The organism is Erwinia sp. Leaf53 (genome assembly GCF_001422605.1).
GTDB lineage: Bacteria > Pseudomonadota > Gammaproteobacteria > Enterobacterales > Enterobacteriaceae > Erwinia.
The window spans coordinates 41,670-55,419 of the sequence record NZ_LMLK01000007.1 but is presented as its reverse complement, the minus strand read 5'-3'; the positions used below and the strand labels follow the sequence as shown (position 1 = coordinate 55,419).

Below are 13,750 nucleotides of genomic sequence, written 5' to 3'. Positions count from 1 at the left end.
CTTAAATACGCGTTTTTTGCCCGCAGGTGACCCGATCGTTGCCGCCGTAGTCCTGGCAGGTGGCAATATGGGCAAACCCCTGAGCGGCGAGGATCTGCCGTACGGCAGCCCCCTGCTGCCAGCCGTGCTCCAGCAGCAGCCAGCCGTTGTCCAGCAGATGCGCGGGCGCGTCGGCGGCAATCGCCCTGATATCGGCCAGGCCATGATCGTCCGCCACCAGCGCGCTGGCCGGTTCAAAGCGCACGTCACCTTCGGACAGGTGGTGGTCGGCGGCATCAATATAGGGGGGATTGCTGACGATCAGCGCAAACTGCTGCCCGGTCAGCGCGCTGAACCAGTGGCTGTGCAGGAAACGGGCGTTGGTCAGCGAGAGCTTCGCGGCATTATGCTGCGCCACCGCCACCGCGGCCGGGATACGATCGACGCCAGCGATCGCGCACTCCGGCCGCTCGCTGGCGATGGCCAGCGCAATCGCGCCGGTGCCGGTGCCGAGGTCGAGCACCTGGCCGGGGCCGGCGGGCAGGCGCAGCAGCGCCTGTTCCACCAGCACTTCGCTGTCCGGCCGCGGGATCAGCGTCTCCGGTGACACGCTGAGCGGCAGCGACCAGAACTCGCGCTCGCCGGTCAGGTACGCCACCGGCTCCCCCGCTTCGCGGCGCGCCAGCAACGGCTCCAGCGCGGCCAGCTGCTGCGCGTCCAGTTCGCGATCGTCAAAGGCGATCAGCCAGCTGCGTGTTTTGCCGGTCACCTGCCCCAGCAGGATCTCCGCATCACGCTTCGGGCTGTCGCTGGCGGCCAGCCGCTGGGTGGCCGCACGCAGCCAGCTGCGGATCTGCATCAATCCTGCCCGGCGAGTGCCGCCAGCTGGTCGGCCTGATACTCCTGCACGATCGGCTCGATCAGCGCATCAAGCTTGCCTTCCATCGCCTCATCCAGGCGGTAGATGGTCAGGTTAATGCGGTGGTCAGTAACGCGCCCCTGCGGGAAGTTGTAGGTACGGTTACGGTCGGAGCGGTCGCCGCTGCCCAGCAGGTTACGCCGGGTAGAGGACTCTTCCTGATGGCGACGGGCCATCTCGGCGGCGTGAATACGCGCGCCCAGCACCGACAGCGCCTTGGCTTTGTTTTTGTGCTGCGAACGCTCATCCTGACACTCCACCACGATGCCGGTCGGCAGGTGGGTGATGCGGATCGCCGAGTCGGTGGTGTTCACGTGCTGACCACCGGCCCCGGAGGAGCGGAAGGTGTCAATTCTCAGATCGGACGGGTTAATGTCCGGCAGCTCGGCCTCCGGCAGTTCCGGCATCACCGCTACCGTACAGGCCGAGGTGTGAATACGCCCCTGCGATTCGGTTTCCGGCACGCGCTGCACGCGGTGGCCGCCGGATTCAAACTTCAGACGCCCGTAAGCGCCCTCGCCGATCACTTTGGCAATCACCTCTTTGTAGCCGCCGTGTTCGCCTTCGTTAGCGCTCATCACCTCCACCTTCCAGCGGCGGGATTCGGCGTAACGGCTGTACATACGGAACAGATCGCCGGCGAAAATCGCCGCTTCGTCGCCGCCGGTGCCGGCGCGCACTTCGATAAAGCAGCTGCGTTCGTCATCCGGATCCTTCGGCAGCAGCAGGACCTGCAGCTGCTGCTCAAGGCTTTCGCTGGCGGCGCGGGCCGCGGTCAGCTCTTCCTGCGCCATTTCACGCATTTCAGGATCGCCGAGCATCATTTCTGCGGTTTCGATATCTTCCTGGGTCTGCTGCCACTGGCGGAAGCACTGGGTGACATCCGTCAGCTGCGCATACTCCCGCGAGAGCGCGCGAAAACGTTCCTGGTCGGCGATCACGCCGGCGTCGCCCAGCATCGCCTCCACTTCTTCGTGGCGCTCCTGCAGGGCTTCCAGTTTAGCAACAATAGAAGACTTCATTGATGGTGTTTTACCTTGTCAAAAAGAGGCGTAAACGCTATTCCAGCCCGAGGCCGTCGCGTAAAATTTGCAGGCGTTCGCCATCGCCATCGCGGGCGGCCTGCTGAAGGGATTTGGTTGGCGCGTGGATCAGGCGGTTGGTCAGTTTGCGGGCGAGGTCACGCATCACCTCTTCGGCGTTGGCACCGTTCTGCAGCGCCGCCAGCGCGCGCTCTTCCAGCTCGCTGCGCACCTGCTCGGCCTGCGACCGGTACTCGCGAATGGTTTCCACCGCGCTCTGCGCACGCAGCCACGACATAAATTCGCCGCTCTCCTGCACCACGATGGTTTCCGCCTGCACGGCAGCGGCTTTGCGCTGCGCCAGGTTGCTTTCAATAATCGCCTGCAGATCATCCACGCTGTAGAGGTAGGCGTTAGCCAGTTTGCCGACTTCCGGCTCCACATCACGCGGTACCGCAATATCCACCAGCAGCATCGGCTGGTTACGGCGCTGCTTCAGCGCGCGTTCAACCATACCTTTACCGATAATCGGCAGCGGGCTGGCGGTAGAGCTGATAATAATATCGGCTTCGGCCAGCCGTGCATCAATCTCCGGCAGGCTAATCACCTCCGCCCCCACTTCATCGGCTAACGCCTGAGCGCGTTCGCGGGTGCGGTTGGCGATCATCAGTTTTTTTACTTTATGCTGACGCAGATGGCGCGCGGCCAGTTCAACGGTCTCGCCCGCCCCGACCAGCAGCACGGTCACGTCGGCAAGGGATTCGAAAATCTGTCGCGCCAGGGTACAGGCGGCAAACGCCACCGATACCGCATTGGCACCGATTTCTGTTTCGGTACGCACGCGTTTGGCGACGGAGAAGGATTTCTGGAACAGGCGTTCAAGCTCGCTGGAGAGCGAGTGGCCGCGCTGGGAGTCGGCAAAAGCTTTCTTCACCTGGCCCAGGATCTGTGGTTCACCCAGCACCAGCGAGTCCAGCCCGCTGGCCACGCGCATCAGGTGGCTGACCGCCTCGTCACCCTGATGCCAGTAAAGGCTTTTACGCACCTCATCGACGCTGAGCTGATGGTAATCACACAACCAGCTGACCAGCTGCTCCTGCAGGTTCTCCTGCTGTTCTACACTGAGGTAGAGCTCGGTGCGGTTACAGGTAGATAGCACCACACCGCCCTGCACCAGAGGCTGCGCGTGCAGGCTGTTGAGCGCCAGCTCAAGCGTGTCTGGTGAGAAGGTCACACGCTCGCGCAGTGCAACAGGGGCCGTTTTGTGATTGATGCCGAGAGCCAGTAACGTCATGGTACGAGGTTGGGGTAATCCCACAGTTGTCAGGGTTTTGTGAAGCGCATTCTACAAGATGCGCGGGATCAATAAAAGCTATGCTTCATCTATCACTGTAACAAGCTCTGCCTCATATCCTTATTTTTGAGACCTTTTAAGCATTGACGCCGCCGCGTTAGCTGGTTAGCGTGACGGCTTGCGCGGCATGACTGCCCGAAACGAGTACAAGGAGCTTTTCTGACTATGTTAATGCCGACTCGCCGCCTGATGCGGCTGCTTCCTCTGGCCGCCGTGGTGCTGGCTGGCTGCGTAAGCACTACCGACCAGACCGCAAAACCGGGCCAGAGCCCCGACTCCCCGCAGTGGCGCCAACACCAGCAGGCGGTGGCTAAAATCACCCAGTTCCAGACCCGCGGTGCCTTCGCCTACCTGAGCGATAAGCAGAAGGTGTATGCCCGCTTTAACTGGCAGCAGACCGCGCCGGATCGTTACCGCCTGCTGCTGACTAACCCGCTGGGCAGCACCGAACTTCAGCTTGACCAGCAGGGCCAGGTGGCACAAATCGTCGATAACAAGGGCAAACGCTACGTCAGCCGTGATGCCGCCGATATGATCTCCCAGCTGACCGGTATGGCGATCCCGCTGGAGAACCTGCGCCAGTGGATGCTCGGCCTGCCCGGTGAAGCCAGCGACTACCGGCTGGATGACCAGTACCGCCTGCGTGAGGTTAACTACAGCCAGGGCGGTAAACAGTGGCACGTCACTTACCAGGGCTACGACAGCAAGCAGAACCCGACGCTGCCATCGAACCTTGAGCTGACCGAAGGCAGCCAGCGCATCAAACTGAAAATGGACAGCTGGACCGTTAAATGACAACCGAATGGCCTTCGCCGGCAAAGCTGAACCTGTTTCTTTACATCACCGGCCGTCGCGCTGACGGCTATCACGATCTGCAAACGCTGTTTCAGTTCCTCGACTACGGCGACACCCTGCGCATTGAGCCAACGCAGGATGGCGAACTGCGCCTGCTTACGCCGGTGCCCGGCGTGCCGGATGCTGAAAACCTGATCGTGCGTGCCGCCACGTTGTTGCGCGATCGGGCGGCAGCACGGGGTACCCTGCCCGAATCTGCCGGAGCGCGGCTGGCGGTAGACAAGCGCCTGCCGATGGGCGGCGGGCTGGGCGGTGGCTCTTCCAATGCGGCTACGGTACTGGTGGCGCTTAATCACCTGTGGCAGACCGGCTTCAGCCTGGCCGAGCTGGCCGAATTCGGCCTGCAGCTGGGTGCCGACGTGCCGGTATTCGTGCGGGGCTTTGCCGCCTTTGCCGAGGGCGTGGGTGAACAGCTGACGCCGGTGACACCGGCCGAGAAGTGGTATCTGGTAATGCATCCGGGCGTCAGTATCGCTACGCCACAGGTGTTTAACGATCCCGACCTGATTCGCAACACGCCAAAGCGACCTCTGGTGCAGCTTTTACAGGCAGATTTCCACAATGATTGTGAGTCAGCCGTAAGAAAACGTTTTCGCGAGGTTGAATCGCTGCTTTCATGGCTGCTAGAATACGCGCCGTCGCGCCTGACCGGAACCGGTGCTTGTGTGTTTGCCGAATTCAATACCGAGCAATCCGCCCGTCAGGTGCTTGAGCTGGCCCCGAAAGGGCTGCAGGGTTTTGTTGCGCGGGGCGTTAACGTCTCGCCGCTGCACCGCACTCTTTCAGAGCAACTGAGCTGATGTGACAGTGTCACCCGATCCGGATACTGCACATCGCTAACCATTTAACCCTGAGTAGCCGGTACCGCGTACACTATACTCAGGGGGAAATACACCCGTATGAAAACGTTTGCGGTATGTCGCCCGGTACCGTTTACGCTTTTTCATTCTCTGGACGCAAGCCTGAGGTTCTTCTCGTGCCTGATATGAAGCTTTTTGCTGGTAACGCCACCCCGGAACTAGCACAACGTATTGCCAACCGCCTTTACACCAGCCTGGGCGACGCCGCCGTCGGTCGTTTCAGTGATGGTGAAGTGAGCGTACAAATCAATGAAAATGTACGCGGTGGTGATATTTTCATCATCCAGTCCACCTGTGCCCCAACCAACGACAACCTGATGGAACTGGTTGTGATGGTTGACGCCCTGCGTCGCGCTTCCGCTGGTCGTATTACTGCGGTTATCCCTTACTTTGGCTATGCACGTCAGGACCGCCGCGTGCGTTCTGCCCGTGTGCCTATCACCGCCAAAGTGGTAGCCGACTTTCTCTCCAGCGTAGGCGTTGACCGCGTTCTGACTGTGGATCTGCACGCTGAACAGATTCAGGGCTTCTTTGACGTCCCGGTTGATAACGTATTTGGTAGCCCGATCCTGCTGGAAGACATGATGCAGATTGGCCTGGAAAACCCGATCGTGGTTTCCCCGGACATCGGCGGCGTGGTTCGCGCCCGTGCTATCGCTAAGCTGCTCAACGACACCGATATGGCGATTATCGACAAGCGTCGTCCGCGTGCTAACGTCTCCCAGGTGATGCATATCATCGGCGATGTTGCGGGCCGTGACTGCGTGCTGGTTGACGATATGATCGATACCGGTGGCACCCTGTGTAAAGCCGCAGAAGCGCTGAAAGAACGCGGCGCTAAACGCGTCTTCGCTTACGCAACTCACCCAATCTTCTCGGGTAACGCGGTGGAAAACCTGCGTAACTCGGTGCTCGATCAGGTGGTAGTGTGCGATACCATCCCGCTGCCTGCTGAGATCAAGGCGCTGCCTAACGTGCGCACCCTGACCCTCTCCGGCATGCTGGCTGAGGCGATCCGCCGCATCAGCAACGAAGAGTCTATCTCTGCGATGTTCGACCACTGATCGCCCTCGCCCGCCTGTCCGGCGGGCCTGGCCATCGGCTAAAGGGACCGGCTTAACCGCCGGTCCTTTTTTTATGGCGCAAGGCCGATGTGTTCTGCCAGATAGTCAATCAGCACCCGCAGTTTTGGCAGCAGATGGCGGTTGCCCGGCCACAGCAGGGAAAACTGCCCACCGGCGGTAATATGCGCATCCAGCACGCTGGACAGTTCTCCGCATTCCACATATTCCTGCACCGCGAAATCCGGCACGTAGATCAGCCCCAGTCCGCGCCGGGCGGCGGAGATCTGCGCCTCCAGGTTGTTAAACACCAGCGGGCCACTCAGTGCCAGCCCGCTCTCTGCCCCACCGGTAAACTGCCACGGCTGCAGCTGGCCGCTGCCGGAAAAACGGTACAGCAGGCAGGCATGAGCCGTCAGATCCTGCGGCCGCTGCGGTACGCCTCGCGCGGCAAGATACTCTGCTGATGCCACCAGCCGGAAACGAAAGCTGCCGAGCCGGCGTGCCTTCAGCCGCGAGTCGGCAAAATCACCGCTGCGCAGCACCGCGTCATAACCTTCGCCGATCACGTCCACCAGCCGGTCGTTAAAATCCAGATCCAGCTCTATCTCCGGATAGCGGGCAGTAAAGCCGGGCAGCAGCGGCAGCAGCAACCGGTAGCCTATCGCCGGAAAACTCAGCCGCAGCCGCCCGCGTGGCTCTGCCATCAGCCGCGACAGCTCCTGCTCCGCTTCTGTCAGCTCCTGCACCACCCGCAGACTGCGCTCAAAAAACAGCAGCCCCTCTTCGGTCAGGCTCAGGCTGCGGGTGCTGCGGTTAAACAGGCTGACGCCGAGGCTGCTCTCCAGCCGCGCCACGCTTTTACCAATCGCCGAGGCCGACACGCCCAGACGCTCGGCGGCGGCCACAAAACTGCCCAGCTGCGCCGCCTGCACAAAGGCATGCAGCCCGCTCAAACTTTCCACGCTGCTCATTCGCGACTTTTTGTCCTTTATCTCCGGTCCTAAAGCCCGTTTATCACTCTGTCACGCCAATTTATCCTGCTTCTTTAATAATGAGAAGTGGAGATTACCGATGAGTTCACTGACCCTTGCGGCACATAGCAGCCGCTGGAGCATTGTGGCGGTGTGCAGCGCCGCGCTGATGCTGCCGCTGAGTTTTTCCGCCGGGGTGATCGCCACCCCGGCCATCGCCGTCAACCCTGGTGGTTCGCCGCTGGCACTGAGCTGGATAACCAACGCCTTCCTGCTCAGCTTCGGCAGCCTGCTGATGGCGGCAGGCACGCTGGCTGACCGCTATGGCCGCAAACGGCTGTTTATGACCGGCGTCAGCCTGTTTACCCTGCTGTCGCTGCTGACGCCGTGGCTGCCATCGGTGGTATGGCTGGATGCCGTGCGCGCGCTGCAGGGCGCGGCGGCAGCGGCGGCACTGGCGGGCGGCAGCGCCGCGCTGGCTAACGCCTTCGAGGGCCACGCGCGGGCGCGCGCCTTCAGCCTGCTCGGCACCAGCTTCGGCGTCGGGCTGGCCGCCGGGCCGGTGATCGCCGGGGTGTTGCTGGCGTTCAGCGGGTGGCACAGCGTGTTCCTGTGCTGCGCGCTGTTTGGCCTGCTGGCACTGCTGACCGGCCAGCGGTACCTGCCCGAATCACGTAACGATGACCCGCGTCCGCTCGACTGGCCGGGGATGATCGGCTTCAGCCTGGCGCTGACGCTGTTCACCTGGGCACTGCTGCAACTGGCCGCCAGCGGCAGCAGTACCCTGACCAGCCTGCTGCTGGCAGGCAGCCTGCTGACCTTTGTACTGTTTGTGGTTATCGAACTGCGCAGCGCCCAGCCGATGCTCGACCTGAGCCTGTTCCGCTACGGTCGCTTTATCGGCGTGCAGCTGCTGCCGGTGGCCACCTGCTACTGCTTTGTGGTGCTGCTGGTGCTGTTGCCGCTGCGTTTTATGGGTTTCTACGGCTTTGATGCCTTCACCACCGGCCTGCTGATGCTGGCGATTTCGCTGCCGATGCTGGTGGTGCCGGGGCTGGCGGTCAGCCTGACCCGCCGCTACTCCCCCGGAGCGGTGAGCTGTGCGGGACTGCTGCTGGCCGCCGCCGGCATTGTGCTGCTCAGCCAGGTGACGCCACAGAGTTCCCTGTTTCTGACCCTGCTGGCGATGGTGCTGATCGGCAGCGGCAGCGGCCTGCCGTGGGGGCTGATGGATAATCTGTCGGTCAGCGTGGTGCCGCCGCAACGGGCGGGGATGGCCACCGGTATTTTTAGTACGGTGCGCGTGGCCGGTGAAGGCGTGGCGCTGGCGACGGTGAGCAGCCTGTTTAGCCTGCTGGTGGCACGCGGAATGAATGCACACCCACAGCTGTCCGGCACGCCACCCGATCTGAACAGTGCAACCCTGTTGAAGCCGACGTTACTGCCGGTAATGGAAACGGCCTTCAGCCAGCTGCTGATCCTGCTGGCCATCGTCACGCTGCTGTGCGCGCTGGTTATCGGCCTGTGCCTGATACCACGCCGCATCAGAGGCTGACAGCCCACCGCGTAACTTTTTTTGCAGGCTGAGAGTGCTTCCTCTTTTGGCGGATATTCATTAATGATACTTTGCTGTCATTATTATCTTAGGAATAATCCGAATATGGCGCTTGACGTCTACACGCTGTTCGTCTGCGAACTCAGTGTGCTGATGTTTTTAATCATCGTACTGCTGTTCGCATGGCGCGGCGCCCAGTACAACCCGGTGCTGGGGATCAACTGCCTGTCACTTACCGCCACGCTGTTAGCGATCGTTTTCAGCAGCCTGCGTAGCCAGGGTTATGTGTTTCTACCGCTGGTGGTGGGCAATCTGCTGATGCTGTTCGCCTACGGCATTTTACTCTGCGCGTTCCGCTATTTTCGCGGCGCGCGCGCCGGCAAGCTGTGGATGGCAGGCATGGCGGTGTGGGCCTTACTCTGCCCGATACCGGCCTTCTATCAGTCGATGCCCCTTCGGGTACTGGTAATCTGCGTATTGTGTATTCTCTACACGGCCGCGATGATGCGCGAACTGTGGCGCGCGCGCAGCCTGCTGCCGGTCACCTTCTGGCCGGCGCAGCTGCTGCTGTGGATCCATCTGCTGTTCCACGTCGCCCGCATACTGCTGGATGGCGGTATTCCCAGCCCGTTACACGGTGCGATCGGCGGATCTGTGTTCTCGGTTTACGTGATTCTGGAGTCAATTCTGATGGTGATCGGCATGAGCGTAACGCTGATGGCGATGGTTAACGAACGCACGCTGCTCAGGCATAAGCAGGCTGCCCTGCTCGATCCGCTGACCGGCGTCTGGAACCGGCGGGCGCTGTTTGAAAAGGGCGAAATCACCCCGGCGGGCTGTGTCACCCCGCTGAGCGTGATGCTGCTGGATCTCGACCATTTTAAAAGCATCAATGACCGGTTCGGCCATAATCAGGGGGACAAAGTATTAATTGATTTCTGCTGCCAGGTGAAATCGGTGCTGCCGCCCGGCGGCTTTTTTGCCCGCCTTGGGGGCGAGGAATTTGCCACCGTATTAACGCTGGGTGAACGGGAAACGATGACCTTCGCGGAGAGTATACGCGCGACGGTTGAGCACTCTACCCCCGGCGGCGTTAGTTATACGGTAAGTATCGGCGTGGCCAGCTGTCAGCCGGGGCACGACCATCTTGACGCGTTGCTCAGCGCCGCCGACGAGGCCCTGTACCAGGCTAAAACCGACGGCAGAAACCGTGTGAAGGCTTTTACACCGGCATTAGGGGCTGAGATGAGTATCGCATCGTCAGCGACAGGTTAGGCCGAAGCAGCGAACGGCAGATTAAAACCCCTGCGGAGCGACGAAATAAGCCGCCGTGTGCGGTCACAGGCAAAGCTGACACAGACTTTGCGCCACAATAGCAACGCCTGCAGCGAACGGAGTCGCCGAAGGCGGAGACGTTATCAGGGTGGCAATGATGCTCAGTTGCCACCAGCCCGGCACTCAGTGCGGGCGATGATGTGAAGCGCGGTCCCCGTGGCGGCAGCGCTTGTCACCGCAGTGACGCACCCAGTAATAGCGGTCGGTGATCTTTTCGCGACCGCTGACGCGGGCGCCCACCAGCCACAGCAGCGCACCCAGGAAGATGCTGAAAATGGCCCCCTGCACCAGAAACTCATCAGAAGAGAACTGCGGCATCTGATTGACCACCGCGTAGGCCACGCCGGCGACCATCATCAGTAGCCCCAGGCCCATCAGACCATTACCTGCTATATGCGTATGTTTGCGTTTCATTAACCACCTCCAGTCCATCGTCGGGGCAAGATCCATTGCCGGATAATGCAAGTGTAGGAAATTGATCGTGCGGGTGGTGCTGCTTTGATCACACTTTTGGTACATTCTTTGACACAACTTTACGTCTAACCCGCTGAATTTGTATCAAAATTGAATAATCACCTGACTGAATTATTGTGAGCCAGCGCACAGAACGCCCCGCCCTTTGAGTTATCCGCCGCGCTTCAGTAAACTAGCCGCCTCGAACCGACCCTTCAGGGAATACACCACGTGAGTAGCATTAAACTGATTGTTGGCCTTGCCAACCCGGGCGCAGAGTACGCCGCCACGCGCCATAACGCAGGGGCGTGGTACGTCGATTTACTGGCTGAACGGCACAATCAGTCGTTAAAGGAAGAGAGCAAGTTCTGGGGTTATACCGCGCGCCTGAACCTCGGCGGTGAGGATGTACGCCTGCTGGTGCCGACCACCTTTATGAATCTGAGCGGCAAGGCGGTGGCGGCGATGGCGACCTTTTACCGCATTGCCCCGGAAGAGATTCTGGTGGCACACGACGAGCTGGATCTGCCGCCCGGGGTGGCAAAGTTCAAACAGGGTGGCGGCCACGGCGGCCATAACGGCCTGAAAGACATCATTAGTCGGCTGGGTAACAACGTCAATTTCCACCGCCTGCGCATCGGCATCGGCCACCCGGGCGATCGTAACAAGGTGGTCGGCTTCGTGCTGGGTAAACCGCAGGCGGCAGAGCAGACGCTGATTGATAATGCGGTGGATGAAGCGGCGCGCTGCACCGAGGTGTGGCTGAAAGAGGATCGCCTGAAGGCGATGAACCGCCTGCACAGCTACAAAGCGGGCTGAGTTGAACGGGCGGCGGCAAACGACGCGGCCCGCAGCGTTATCCGGCGGAACCGCCCTGCTCCAGCGCGCTGAGCGCCACAGATGGCGCAAAATAGCCCTGCACGCCCCACACCTTACTGCGCGCCAGAATGGCGATCTGCGCCTGAGCGCTGACCCCCTCGACGATCACCCGGTTGGTGTACTGACGAATATGGCTAATCAGCACCGAAAAAAACGGCTTGCTGACGTTATTCAGATAGAACTGGCGATCGAGCTTAACCGCCTCAAACAGGCTCGACTGCAGCGCGTGCAGGTTAGCATCCCCGGCGCCCAGATCGTCCAGCCACAAAATATTCAGCTGTTCATGCAGCGCGCGCAGCAGCGGATTATCCATGCCGTCATGCAGGTTGGGAAAATCCTCCGACAGCTTGAGCCGGATAAACGGCAGGTGCGTCAGGATCTGCTGCACAAACGGCGACTCGATAATCGCGCGTGCCAGTTGAAAATCGATCGCCACGCTGCACAGCAGCCCGCGTTGACGGAAATAGCCGGCGTACTCTTCAACGATCAGCAGTTGATTGAGCAGGCGATCTTCCGCACTGACCGGCCGCAGCAGCGTCTTTGAGGCCGTATCATGAATCTGCGGCCGGTAGCTGAGGTCGATGGCCACCAGCTCGCCGGTAAGTGACTGAACAGGAATACAAACAAAGTCATTTTTCATGCCATTGAGCCAGTTAACAGGCATCCTGCCCTGAATATATGCGCTGAGCAGATTGATTATAGGAGAAAATTCTTTAATCGCCGCCCCGATAAACGGGATAACCCTATTATCGGCAGCGGCGAGTTCAGCTTTATGGTTCAGGCATCATTGCTGGCGACTTTATAGTCGGGATCGTCCAGTTCGTGGCTGCAGAACGGGCCGGCCTGCTTAAGCAGGCTGATGCAGTCTTCACTCAGATGCCGCAGGCGCAGCGTTTTACCGGCCTGCAGATAGCGCGCGGTCAGCTTATCGACAGCCTCAACGCCGCTGGAATCCATCACCCGGGTACGGGCAAAGTCGATCACCACCGTCTGCGGATCGTTTTCAGGCTCGAACAGCTCCTGGAAGCTGGCGACCGAGCCAAAGAACAGCGGGCCGTCCAGCCGGTAGGTCTTCTGGTCGTTCTCCTGCTGCTGCGAGACGATGGTAATGCGCGCATGCTGCCATGCGAATACCAGCGCCGAGATAATGACTCCGCAGATCACCGCCATCGCCAGGTCGGTAAAGATGGTGATCAACGTTACCGTCAGCATCACCACCGTGTCCGCCTTCGGCATGCGCTTAATTCGCTTCAGCGTGCTCCATTCAAAGGTGTTGATGCACACCACAAACATAATCCCGGCCAGCGCCGCCACCGGCAACAGCGCGATCCAGGGCGACAGGCTGATCACAAACAGGATCAGCAGCACCGCGCCGACCAGGTTGGAAATGCGTCCGCGCCCGCCGGAGGTGAAGTTGATAATTGACTGACCGATCATCGCGCAGCCGGCAAAGCTGCCGAAGAAGCCGCAAATGGTGTTGCCGATGCCCTGCGCCACGCACTCCTGGTTGCCCGCTCCTTTTTTACTGCCCATCTCGTCCAGCACCGCCAGCGTCAGCAGCGACTCGATCAGGCCAACCAGCGCGATCACCACCGCATAGGGCAGCACGATGGTCAGCGTTTCCCAGTTGAGCGGCACGGTGGGCAGGTGGAACGACGGCAGCGTGCCGGAAATATCCGCCAGGTCGCCAACGCGCTTGGTGTCCAGCCCGAAGCCAATGGCGATGGCGCTGATGACGATTAGCGCCGCCAGCGAGCCGGGGATTGCTTTGGTGATTTTCGGAAACAGCCAGACGATCAGCATCGCCAGCGCTACCAGCGCGTACATCACCGGGCCCTGCCCTTTAATCATCGGCAACTGGGCCAGCATAATCACGATTGCCAGGCCGTTGACAAAGCCGTATATCGCCGGCTGCGGCACCAGGCGGATAAACTTGCCCAGCCGCAGCACGCCGATCGCCAGCTGGATCAGCCCGGCCAGAATAGTCGCCAGCAGCACGTACTCGTAACCGTGCTGGACGATCAGGCTAATCAGCACCACGATAATCGAACCGGCCGCGCCGGAAATCATCCCCGGCTTACCGCCAAAGAAGGCGGTGACCAGGCCGAGGATAAAGGCGGTATGCAGGCCGATGGTTGGCGACAGGCCGGCCAGCAGAGAGAAAGCGGTGGCTTCGGGGATCAGCGCCACTGATACCACGGCTCCCGCCAGTACGTCATTTTTGACGCTTTTAGCGCTGAAGTTGTTCAGGTTAAACATGTTTTTCCACTATTTTTTTCATATGCAGGCGTACACCCCGTCGTGCGGGGCGTGAGTGTTGTCGCAGGGACAACGGCAGGCAACGTGGCGTTGCGCAGACAGGGTCGCGGTTTCAGGGTGGCGTGGGCAGCGAGCGAGGCATCTGCGCAGTTCTCCGGCATTCGTCAATTTTCGTCAGTATGAAAAAATGTGAGCGCTTTCACAAGTGAAAGCTGACTCGCCGCCGAGAAATCTGCGCCATCGCC

13 protein-coding genes are annotated in these 13,750 nt (G+C 60.5%); 6 read left to right on the top strand and 7 right to left on the bottom strand.

Annotation, left to right across the window (positions count from 1 at the left end; all coding sequences use genetic code 11):
• Position 1 precedes the first annotated feature (1 nt).
• From prmC to hemA, 3 genes are read right to left on the bottom strand one after another with little or no spacing between them, the layout of a single operon-like run.
• Positions 2-838 (bottom strand): peptide chain release factor N(5)-glutamine methyltransferase, encoded by an 837-nt coding sequence (gene prmC, locus ASF13_RS07725; protein ID WP_056234418.1) that lies wholly within the window; start codon positions 836-838, stop codon positions 2-4.
• Positions 838-1,920: a peptide chain release factor 1 gene (prfA, locus tag ASF13_RS07720; protein WP_056234416.1), complete on the bottom strand. Its 1,083-nt coding sequence runs from the start codon at positions 1,918-1,920 to the stop codon at positions 838-840. The genes prmC and prfA overlap by 1 nt, the downstream gene beginning before the upstream one ends.
• 37 nt (positions 1,921-1,957) lie before the next feature.
• Positions 1,958-3,214 (bottom strand): glutamyl-tRNA reductase, encoded by a 1,257-nt coding sequence (gene hemA, locus ASF13_RS07715; protein WP_056234413.1) that lies wholly within the window; start codon positions 3,212-3,214, stop codon positions 1,958-1,960.
• Between the two features lie 225 nt (positions 3,215-3,439).
• On the opposite strand from hemA, the gene lolB reads away from it, so the two are divergent.
• The 3 genes from lolB to prs all read left to right on the top strand — a co-directional run bounded on the left by lolB (position 3,440) and on the right by prs (position 6,053).
• Entirely contained in the window at positions 3,440-4,069 is a 630-nt protein-coding gene (lolB, locus tag ASF13_RS07710; protein ID WP_056234409.1) for a lipoprotein insertase outer membrane protein LolB, read from the top strand.
• Complete coding sequence (ispE, locus tag ASF13_RS07705) at positions 4,066-4,929, top strand: 4-(cytidine 5'-diphospho)-2-C-methyl-D-erythritol kinase (RefSeq protein ID WP_056234405.1); 864 nt, start codon at positions 4,066-4,068, stop codon at positions 4,927-4,929. The genes lolB and ispE overlap by 4 nt, the downstream gene beginning before the upstream one ends.
• 176 nt (positions 4,930-5,105) lie before the next feature.
• On the top strand, positions 5,106-6,053 hold the full coding sequence (gene prs / locus ASF13_RS07700; RefSeq protein ID WP_146005531.1) for a ribose-phosphate diphosphokinase: 948 nt from the start codon (positions 5,106-5,108) through the stop codon (positions 6,051-6,053).
• A 71-nt stretch (positions 6,054-6,124) separates the two neighbouring features.
• Here prs and ASF13_RS07695 read toward each other — a convergent pair whose 3' ends face one another.
• Positions 6,125-7,015, bottom strand: coding sequence for a LysR family transcriptional regulator (locus ASF13_RS07695; protein ID WP_056234649.1), 891 nt, complete (start codon positions 7,013-7,015; stop codon positions 6,125-6,127).
• A gap of 109 nt (positions 7,016-7,124) precedes the next feature.
• Here ASF13_RS07695 and ASF13_RS07690 point away from each other — a divergent pair, with 109 nt between their 5' ends.
• Both ASF13_RS07690 and ASF13_RS07685 read left to right on the top strand, forming a co-directional pair.
• On the top strand, positions 7,125-8,579 hold the full coding sequence (locus tag ASF13_RS07690; RefSeq protein ID WP_056234399.1) for an MFS transporter: 1,455 nt from the start codon (positions 7,125-7,127) through the stop codon (positions 8,577-8,579).
• A gap of 105 nt (positions 8,580-8,684) precedes the next feature.
• Entirely contained in the window at positions 8,685-9,854 is a 1,170-nt protein-coding gene (locus ASF13_RS07685; protein ID WP_056234396.1) for a diguanylate cyclase, read from the top strand.
• Positions 9,855-10,037: 183 nt separating this feature from the next.
• On the opposite strand, the gene ychH is transcribed toward ASF13_RS07685, so the two are convergent.
• Complete coding sequence (gene ychH, locus ASF13_RS07680; RefSeq protein ID WP_056234395.1) at positions 10,038-10,328, bottom strand: stress-induced protein YchH; 291 nt, start codon at positions 10,326-10,328, stop codon at positions 10,038-10,040.
• 270 nt (positions 10,329-10,598) lie between these two features.
• Between ychH and pth the strand changes: the two genes are divergently transcribed.
• The gene (gene pth / locus ASF13_RS07675) at positions 10,599-11,186 is read left to right on the top strand and encodes an aminoacyl-tRNA hydrolase (protein WP_056234392.1); all 588 of its coding nucleotides are present in this window, start codon (positions 10,599-10,601) and stop codon (positions 11,184-11,186) included.
• A gap of 37 nt (positions 11,187-11,223) precedes the next feature.
• Here the strand turns inward: pth and ASF13_RS07670 are convergent, their stop codons facing one another.
• Positions 11,224-11,886, bottom strand: coding sequence for an EAL domain-containing protein (locus ASF13_RS07670; protein ID WP_056234390.1), 663 nt, complete (start codon positions 11,884-11,886; stop codon positions 11,224-11,226).
• 137 nt (positions 11,887-12,023) lie between these two features.
• Positions 12,024-13,505, bottom strand: a complete 1,482-nt coding sequence (locus ASF13_RS07665) for a SulP family inorganic anion transporter (protein WP_056234387.1) — start codon at positions 13,503-13,505, stop codon at positions 12,024-12,026.
• Positions 13,506-13,750 lie beyond the last annotated feature (245 nt).